This window comes from Pseudarthrobacter sp. NKDBFgelt, from assembly GCF_046097905.1.
GTDB lineage: Bacteria > Actinomycetota > Actinomycetes > Actinomycetales > Micrococcaceae > Arthrobacter > Arthrobacter polychromogenes.
This window is the reverse complement of record NZ_JBJURL010000048.1, coordinates 24,744-33,645: the sequence shown is the minus strand read 5'-3', so window position 1 is coordinate 33,645 and position 8,902 is coordinate 24,744. Positions and strand designations below refer to the sequence as shown.

The window sequence follows — 8,902 nt, the reverse complement described above, 5'->3', positions numbered from 1 at the left end:
ACGGACAGGAACGCGCTGGCGGCCCGCGGCCCGATGGCCAGCACGCACCCGATCTCCGCGGCGACGGCCATTTCCTGCGCGCGGGCAGGCGTCCCGGGAGGGGCCAGGGCATGGGCGGTGTCGGCGTATTTCATGGCAGCGCGGGCCTTCAGACCTGCCATGCCGGCCTCCACAGCCGCTGCGCCGGCGAGGATGTCCAGGTTCCCATCGGCCAGCCCGGCCAACGGATCAGCAGCAGAGAACGGCTCCGCGCCACACCCGTCCACCTCCGCATTGAGCACAGCAAGGGCGGCCCTGATATCCGCAAACGCCTTCACCACCGCTTCGCTGCCCATAAACCAATCATGGCAAGGGGGTCTGACAATGAGGCGGGAACCGAGCCAGCACACGAAAAACGGGAGCCGCCTCTTCGGCGACCCCCGTTTCCCGACGACAAGTCCGGACAGGTTCCGGGGCTAGCCCCGGAGGCGCTCCATGCCCGGATCGAACAGCGGCTCGGCAGAGACCGTGGCGGCGATGCGCTTGCCGAAGTACTCAACCTCCACCGAATCACCGACGGACACCGAGGCGGGCAGCCACGCGTACGCGATCGGCTTCCGCACGGAGTAACCGTAGGCGGCACTCGTGACGTACCCAACTGCGGAACCGTCCACGTACACCGGTTCCTTGCCCAGCACGAGGGACGTGCCGTCGTCGACCGTCAGGCACCGCAGCTCCCGCGCGGAAGGCTGCTCCTTGCGCGCCGCAAGGGCCTCACACCCCACGAACCCGGTCTTGTCCTTGGCAATTGAGAAGCCCAGGCCGGCCTGGTACGGGTGGTGTTCCGAGGTCATGTCCGTGCCCCACAGCCGGTAGCCCTTCTCGAGCCGCATGCTGTTGAACGCGCCGCGACCGGCGGCGATGATGCCGTGTTCCCGGCCCGCCTCAAACAGCAGGTCCCACAGCTTCAGGCCGTATTCGGCGGTGGTGTACAGCTCCCAGCCGAGCTCGCCCACGTAGGAGAGCCGCATGGCCGTGACGGGGATGCCGCCAACGGATATTTCCTTGGTGCGGAAGTATTTGAGCCCGTCGTTGGTCAGGTCGTCGGAGCTGACCTTGCCGATGACTTCGCGGGCCAGCGGACCCCACAGCCCGATGCAGCAGGTGCTGCCGGTGACGTCGGAAACATGCACCCACTGGGCGGGATCGGCAGACGACTGCTTCCGGGCCTCCACCCGCAGGTAGTCGAAGTCCACGTTGCTGTTGACGCCCAGCTGGAAGTCTTCCTCCGCCAGCCGCGCCACCGTCACGTCACTGCGGATGCCGCCGTCGTGCTCGAGGAGCAGGCAGTACGTCACGGCACCCGGCTTCTTGGCGATGTTGCCCGTGCTGAGCCGGTGCAGCAGCGCCTGCGCGCCGGGACCCACCACGGAGAGCCGCTTCAGGGGCGTCATGTCGAAAAGTCCGACGGCGGTACGCGTCTTCCACGCCTCGGCCGCAGAGATGGGGGAAGAGAACATGGCGGACCACTCGTCGCGTTCCGGCGCCTGCCACTCTGCGGGAAGCTCCTCCAGCAGGCCGCGGTTGGCCTCGAACCAGTGCGGACGCTCCCAGCCGGCGGACTCCAGGAAGAAGGCCCCCAGTTCCTTCTGCCGGACGTTGAACGGGCTGACGCGCAGGTCCCGCGGGGATTCCTTGGGCTGCAGCGGGTGCAGGATGTCGTAGATCTCCACGAAGTTCTGCTGGGAAGTTTCGCTGACGTACGCGTCGGAGGTCTGCACCTTTTCAAAGCGGGTGAGCTCGCAGCCGTGCAGGTCCGTCTGCGGGTGGCCGTCAACCAGCAGCTCCGCCATTGCCTTGGCAACACCGGCGGAGTGTGTCACCCAGACGGCTTCGGCCACGAACAGGCCTTGGAGGTCGGGAGCCTCGCCCATGAGCGGGCCGCCATCCGGGGTGAAGGAGAAGATGCCGTTGAAGCCGTCCTGGATCCCGGAGTTGCGCAGCGCCGGCAGGAGATCCTGGCTGTCCTCCCACGCGGGCAGGAAGTCTTCCAGGGTGAAATCGAGGCGGGAGGGCATGCGGTGGTCCGACATTTCCTCCGCGGAGACCTTCGGCAGGGCGGACATGTCCACCGGCATGGGACGGTGCGCGTAGCTGCCGATGCCGATGCGGTCGCCCCACTCACGGTAGTACAGGTCCTTGTCCTGGTAGCGCAGGATAGGCTTGCTGGCGCCCTTGGGGAGCTCGTTGACGCCCTCGAGTTCGGGCAGCGGGTTGCTGATGGCGTACTGGTGGGCCAGTGGCAGCAGCGGCACCTCCAGGCCCACCATCTTGCCGAGTTCACGGCCCCAGAAACCTGCACATGACACCACGATGTCCGCCGGGATCAGTCCGTTGACGGTTTCGACGCCGGTCACCCTGCCGCCCTCCTGGGCGATGCCGGTGACCGTGGTGTTGCCCTGGTACGTCACGCCACGCTCGCTGGAGCGCTCCATCAGCAGCTGCACCGCACGGGCGGCCAGGGCCAGGCCGTCCGTGGGGATGAGCAGGCCACCCAGGACTTCACGGCCGCCAGTGAGCTTGCCGGTGTTCAGCAGGGGGTAGATCTTTTCGCATTCGTCGGCGTCGACGATCCGGCTTTCGACTCCCCAGGAGGTCATGACGCCCATTTTGCGCTTGAGGTCAGCCAGGCGCTCGGGGGTGGTTGCCAGCTCCAGGCCGCCCACCTGGTTAAAGCAGGACTCGCCGTCCTTGCTCAGGGCGAGCAGCTTGTTCACCGTGTACGTGGCGAATTCGGTCATGGTCCGTGACGGGTTGTTCTGGAACACCAGGCCCGGCGCGTGCGAGGTGGAGCCGCCGGCGAGTTCCAGCGGGCCCTGTTCCACCACCGTGATGTTGGTCCAGCCCCGGGTGGCGAGTTCGTCGGCAAGGTTGGTTCCGACGATGCCGGCGCCGATGATGACAACGCGTGGTGATGCGCTCATAAGTATTTCTCCTGTTTTGCGTGGCGGGCGTTCGCGTTAGCGGAAGACGACGGTGCGGGTGTTGTTGAGCAGGACCCTGTGCTGGCAGTGCCACCTGACTGCGCGGGACAGTGCCTGCGATTCGGCGTCCCTGCCTACAGTGACCAGTGCATTCGGGTCCAGGCTGTGGTCCACCCGGAACACTTCCTGCTCGATGATCGGGCCCTCGTCCAGGTCTGCGGTGACGTAGTGTGCGGTGGCTCCGATGAGCTTCACGCCGCGGTCGTAGGCCTGGTGGTAAGGCTTGGCCCCCTTGAAACCGGGCAGGAAGGAATGGTGGATGTTGATGGCGCGGCCGCGAAGGGTCTTGCTGAGGCCGTCCGAGAGTACCTGCATGTAGCGGGCCAGGACCACCAGGTCTGCCTGGTACTCCTCGACCAGTTCCAGCAGGCGCGCCTCGGCCTGCGGCTTGGTGTCCGCCGTGACCGGGACGTGGATGAACGGCAGGCCGGCGGCTTCCGCCATGGGGCGGAGGTCCTCGTGGTTGGACACCACGACGGCGATCTCCGCACCCAGGCTTCCGGCGCGCCACCGGAAGATGAGGTCGTTGAGGCAGTGGCCGAATTTCGAGACCATCACCAGCACGCGCTGGGGGCTGCCGTCGTGGATGGCGAACTCCATGCCGAACTCATCGGCAGTGGCAGCGAACTCTGCGCTGAGGCCTTCCGCGGAAACTTCCTTGTCTCCCGGGGTGAAGGCCGTGCGCAGGTAGAGCTTGCCGCTCATATGGTCATCGAACTGCTGGTGTTCAACGATGTCGAAGCCGCGGTCAGCGAGGAATGCGGTGATCGCCCGGACGATTCCGGGGCGCTCCGGGCACGCAAGCGTGAGGACGTACTGTGCGGTGCCGGTACTGCGGACACTGGGGACGGCGCCGGCTTCCGCCGTCGCGTTGGCGGTGGGGCGGCCCTCGAGGACTGTGGTCATGGTCTACTCCTGGTTCTTTGCGGGGGCTTGGGTGTCAGCGGGGGAAGCGGCGCAGGGGCCGTCCTCCGAACAGCGCTGGTCACATTGATGCTGGGTCACGAGATCGAACTGGACGCCGCCGTGCTGGTCCACGCCGGTCCGGATGGCGCGTTCCACCACTGAGTCAGCCAGCCGCCGCCGCAGGGACAGCGGATCCCGGCGCAGGTCCTTGACCAGGGCGAAGCAGAGCAGCAGCATGACCAGCACGAACGGCAGGGCCGCGACGATGGTGATGCGTTGCAGCCCGGACAGCGCCTCCGAGGGCTTGTCGCCTCCGGCGAGCAGCATCACTGCCGCCACGGCACCGGTGAGCAGGCCCCAGAAGATGACCAGTCCGCGTTTTGGTTCGGCTGAACCGTTGGAGCTCAGGGAGGACATCACCAGGGACGCCGAGTCGGCGCCGGTGACAAAGAAGATTCCCACCAGGACCATGGCCAGGACAATGACTGCTCCGGTCAGCCAGCCCGGCATGGCCAGGTTGTTGACGAGGTCGAACAGTGCTCCGTCGAAGTCGATGGACGGAGCTCCGTCAGTCATGGCCACCAGTCCCGGCTGGCCCGCCTGGTCCGCTTTCTCCTGCACCTTGAACGCGGCACCGCCGAAGATGCCGAACCAGATGACACTGACAACGCTGGGGACCAGCAGGACGCCGGTGACGAACTGCCGGATGGTGCGGCCGCGGCTGATCCGGGCGATGAACATGCCTACGAAAGGCGTCCAGGACACCCACCATGCCCAGTAGAAGATGGTCCAGCCGGACATCCAGGTGCGAAGGGCCTCGTCACCGACTGCCTCGGTGCGGGAGGACATTTCGGCGAGGTCCCGGGCGTAGTCCCCCACTGCGGCAGGGATGAGGTTGAGGATGAACAGCGTTGGCCCGGCGATGAAGACGATGAGCGCCAGGACCACGGCCAGGACCATGTTGATGTTGGACAGCCACTGGATGCCGCGGCTGATGCCGGACACTGCCGAGGCCACAAAGCAGGCGGTCAGGACGGCCACAATGGCCACGAGCACGGGCGTACCCACCTCGCCCATCCAGCCGTTTGAGCTCAGTCCGCTGCCGATCTGCAGGGCGCCGAGTCCCAGGGAGGCCGCCGTGCCGAACAGCGTGGCGAAGATTGCCAGGATGTTGATGAACTTTCCTACCGGCCCCTCCACCGTCCTGATGCCGAACAGGGACGTAAAGGCCGCGGAGATCAGTTGCTTGCGCCCCAGGCGGTAGGTGCCGTAGGCCATGGCGATTCCAACGACGGCGTACATCGCCCAGGGATGCAGGGTCCAGTGGAAGATGGACGTGGCCATGGCCGTCTGGATGGCAGCGGGCGTCCGGCCGTCCACGGTGCCGGGCGGTGGGGCGATGTAGTGGTACAGCGGCTCGGCCACGCCGTAGAACATCAGGCCGATGCCCATGCCGGCGGCGAACATCATGGCGATCCATGAGACCGTCCGGAATTCGGGCCGTTCCCCGTCCTTGCCCAGCGGGATGTTGCCCCATTTTCCGAGGGCCAGCCAGAGGACGAATACGACGAACAGCGAGGCCAGCACCATAAAGAGCCAGCCGGTATACTCCATCACCCAGTCCAGCGCGACGGTTGAGGTTGCGGCCAGGCTGTCCCGGCCCAGGAAGCCCCAGGCCACGAACGCCAGGGCCAGGATGCCGGTGATGCCGAAGGTGGCCTTGTCGAGGGTGAGCTTACGGTTCCGCCGCTCCGCGACAGCCTGCTCGGCCTTGGTCTGGCGGAGTTCCTGCATGATCTGCTGGGTGTCCTCCGCGACGTGTGAATCATGGGCGGACGGAGAGTTCTCCGGTGCAGGAATGGGTTGGGGATCCTTGAGCTCAAGAGGGGTTTGGGCATCCGGGCGGATGTCGCTGTTCAAAGCCATGGCAGGTCCTTTGGTTTGAATTCATTGGGCGTTGTACTCCGGCGTCCCCAGGCCGGTCGAAAGGTCTAGCTTCTTGGCATTCAGTGAGCAGATTTTGTTTTTTGGCGGTTCAGTTGTTCCGCAAGGATCAACGCATCTCGTAATAAGCAACAGCGTGGCGCTGGCCATAACCGCGTGTCAAGGTTTTTTCGGTTTCTTAAGCCCTGTTTCAGGGTTTTCGTCTGCACCTTGACAGTGGTCCCAGAACAGGATCAGGCATCGATCACCAGGTCCGTCTGCGCGGTGGAGCAGCAGGGCAGGAACTTGCCTGCAGAGATTTCCCGAGCCCGGATTCCGCCCTGGTGGTTCATCTCGACATCCCCTGAAAGCTTGACGACCTTACAGGAGCCGCACATGCCTTCCTTGCAGTTCGCGCCAATCCTGACACCGGCACGCTGGGCCACCTCGAGGATGCGCTCGGTGGGGTCGATCCGCACATTGATGCCGGTGCGCGTGAAGGACATGGTGAGGCTGCCTGTTCCCACCGTGTCGAAGCTTGAGGCGTCAGGGGAATCGGCGTCCGGCTCCCCGCCCGGGCTGTCGGCGGAGGAGTCGAAGCCGGGCGCCTCCGGGTCGACGACTTCCAGCGGCATCCCGGAGGCCTGCAGGGTTCCGTCGGCGTCGTAACCAGGCTCGTAAAGGCCGAACGCGGCCGGCTGGCTTTCAAAGTAGTCCTCGGCGGATTCGGCGATCTCCTCAGCGATCTCCTCCGCGACGTCGGCTGCAAGCGCCACCTCCGCCTGGTATTCAAGGAGCGTCTGGCGGTCTCCGGAGAAGAACTCCATGTAGATGGACGTGTCGTCGACGCCGACCTTCTTGAGGAGCTCGGCGGCGGTGTTCAGGTAACCTTCAGGACCACATGCGTACACCTGGCGACCGTTGGCATCCGGGGCCACCTCCTCGAGCATGGCTGCCGTCAGTCTTCCGCTGAGCCCTTCCCATCCCTCCGGCACACTGCGGTCGCCCAGAGAGTAGTGGATCTTGATGCGTGAGTCCACGGAGGCGATGTAGGCCAGTTCCCGGTGGAAGGCAAAGCCCCCAGCATCCGAGCCGTGGTAGAGCACCACTACATCGGCGTGTCCGGGCAGGGAGTGGATGGTCCGCACCATGGACATGATGGGAGTGATGCCTGCGCCGGCGGCCAGCAAGAGGTATCGGGCCCGCCGGTCCGCATCGGGCAGGTGGAATGCTCCCACCGGTCCCAGCATCTCAAGAACGGTGCCGGGCTTGACGTTATCGTGCACCCATGGCGAGACCAGCCCCGTGGGGTCACACTTGACGGTGATGTTGAAGGTCCACGGCTCGGTGGGCGAACTTGAAAGCGAGTAGCTGCGGTCCACCGGTTCCTGATCCTCGCCATTCACGGGGAATGCGACGTTCACGTACTGGCCGGCACGGAACGCCAGGGGCGCACCGTCGCAGCGCCGGAACACAAAGGTCATCATGCCGCCGGCCTCGGGAACGGTCTCGACGCATTCGGCCATAAACTCCTGCGGATGCCATGGGCCCAGTGCACGGGCGGCCCGGGCGGGTGTCTCGGTGCTTCCCATCACCCTGTTCCACGGCATCTCCAGACCCCGGATACGCTGCGGTTCCTGGATCGCCGTTTCAGTGAGGACTTCAATCATGCCAAGTGCTCCTGCACGCGCTGCACGTACCAGTTGATGAATGCCTCGACCTGGTATTCGCTCTTCATGTAGGGACCGGGCTCGTAGGCGGGGCTGCCGGCACCCTGCTGGCAGAGCTCCACGAACGCCTTGTCCTGCAGGTTGGTCTGCTTCCAGGTGTAGGTGAGCTTCTCCAGGTCGTAGTCCACGCCTTCCACGGCGTCGTCAGCCACCAGCCACGTGGTGCGTACGAGGCTCTGGTGTTCGTTGATAGGGAACACACCGAACGTGATGACGTGGTCGCCGAGGAAATGGAACCAGCTGTTGGGCTGCAGGTGCATGGAGCAGCGGCCAAGGCGGAAGTCGGGCAAGTCGCCGAGCAGCTTCTTGGAAAGCCTGCGCCCGTCGGCGGAGAACGATTCGCCCTCTCCATCGAGTGATTCCCGTGAGATGCGGATTCCCGCGATGCGCGTGTCAAGCTGCTCGACCACCTCGTAGGGAAGGCCGTAGCGGCGGCAACGCTCCTCGAGGGAGGACTGGGCCTCCTTGTTCCGGTCCCACACTTCCTCCAGGTGGGGCGGGACCAGGCCCTCCGTCAGGCCCCAGGTGGGGAAGAGGGAACATGCGAGCTCAGGGTGGCCGTCGCAGTGGTAGCACTCACGGTTGTTCTCCATGACGAGCTTCCAGTTGCCCTCTTCGATGATGTTTTGCTGGTAAGCGATTTTTGTCTTCGAGAGATCGTGGGGCGCCAGGTAGGGCTCAAAGATCTTCGCGGTCTCGTCGAAGTCCGCTGGCGGTTCCTCCGCAATGCAGACGAAGATGAGTCCGGCGACCTCGCGGCCGTGGGCGCGCTTGAGGCCAAAGCAGCTCTTGTCGAACTTCGTCTCCCCCGGCGCGGAGGCGTGGATCAAATTGCCCTCCGGGGAGTAGGTCCAGGAGTGGTAGCCGCAGACCAGGTTTCCGGTCGACCCGGCAGCTTCGGTCAGGACGCGGGCGCCGCGGTGGCGGCATACGTTGTGCAGGACGTTCACGCCGCCGTCGTCGTTGCGCAGCACAATCAGGGAGTACGGCCCGTAGTCGACGGTGACGTAGTCGCCCGGCTCCGGCAGTTCCGCGGTGCTGGCGGCAAAGATCCAGTGCTGGCCGAAAATGGCCTCCATGTCGATGTTGAAAATGGAGCGATCGGTGTAGAAGGGGGCATCGAGGGAGTAGCCGGCCCGCCGGAATTCAAATAACGCGGTGACCTCCGCCAGCTGCTCGGCAGGCAATGATGCAGCGAGTTTTCCGCGTGAATTGAGGGGCACGTTCACTGAAGCAGTCATGGGTTTCCTCCCGGGAGGCATGGATAGTGGGTGTTGCGTGGTGATCACGGGTGCGCGGTTGGCAGCGGCAATGATCGAA

At 65.0% G+C, this 8,902-nt stretch carries 5 protein-coding genes and 1 pseudogene; all 6 read right to left on the bottom strand.

Annotated features, from left to right (window positions below; genetic code table 11):
- A pseudogene (locus ACKAE7_RS13620) lies at positions 1-335 on the bottom strand (endonuclease); the annotation flags it as partial.
- A 120-nt stretch (positions 336-455) separates the two neighbouring features.
- Complete coding sequence (locus ACKAE7_RS13615; RefSeq protein WP_408979457.1) at positions 456-2,963, bottom strand: FAD-dependent oxidoreductase; 2,508 nt, start codon at positions 2,961-2,963, stop codon at positions 456-458.
- A 36-nt stretch (positions 2,964-2,999) separates the two neighbouring features.
- On the bottom strand, positions 3,000-3,929 hold the full coding sequence (gene purU, locus ACKAE7_RS13610) for a formyltetrahydrofolate deformylase (protein ID WP_188809849.1): 930 nt from the start codon (positions 3,927-3,929) through the stop codon (positions 3,000-3,002).
- Between the two features lie 3 nt (positions 3,930-3,932).
- The gene (locus tag ACKAE7_RS13605) at positions 3,933-5,855 is read right to left on the bottom strand and encodes a BCCT family transporter (protein ID WP_190614137.1); all 1,923 of its coding nucleotides are present in this window, start codon (positions 5,853-5,855) and stop codon (positions 3,933-3,935) included.
- Positions 5,856-6,106: 251 nt separating this feature from the next.
- On the bottom strand, positions 6,107-7,522 hold the full coding sequence (locus ACKAE7_RS13600; RefSeq protein ID WP_408979456.1) for a ferredoxin reductase: 1,416 nt from the start codon (positions 7,520-7,522) through the stop codon (positions 6,107-6,109).
- The gene (locus ACKAE7_RS13595) at positions 7,519-8,823 is read right to left on the bottom strand and encodes an aromatic ring-hydroxylating oxygenase subunit alpha (RefSeq protein WP_408979455.1); all 1,305 of its coding nucleotides are present in this window, start codon (positions 8,821-8,823) and stop codon (positions 7,519-7,521) included. The genes ACKAE7_RS13600 and ACKAE7_RS13595 overlap by 4 nt, the downstream gene beginning before the upstream one ends.
- Between the last annotated feature and the right edge of the window lie 79 nt (positions 8,824-8,902).

What these genes read in the sequence shown, in the direction of transcription:
- ACKAE7_RS13615 (WP_408979457.1), bottom strand. Translation starts at nt 2,963, where the DNA reads ATGAGCGCATCACCACGCGTTGTCATCATCGGCGCCGGCATCGTCGGA.
- purU (WP_188809849.1), bottom strand. Translation starts at nt 3,929, where the DNA reads ATGACCACAGTCCTCGAGGGCCGCCCCACCGCCAACGCGACGGCGGAA.
- ACKAE7_RS13605 (WP_190614137.1), bottom strand. Translation starts at nt 5,855, where the DNA reads ATGGCTTTGAACAGCGACATCCGCCCGGATGCCCAAACCCCTCTTGAG.
- ACKAE7_RS13600 (WP_408979456.1), bottom strand. Translation starts at nt 7,522, where the DNA reads ATGATTGAAGTCCTCACTGAAACGGCGATCCAGGAACCGCAGCGTATC.
- ACKAE7_RS13595 (WP_408979455.1), bottom strand. Translation starts at nt 8,823, where the DNA reads ATGACTGCTTCAGTGAACGTGCCCCTCAATTCACGCGGAAAACTCGCT.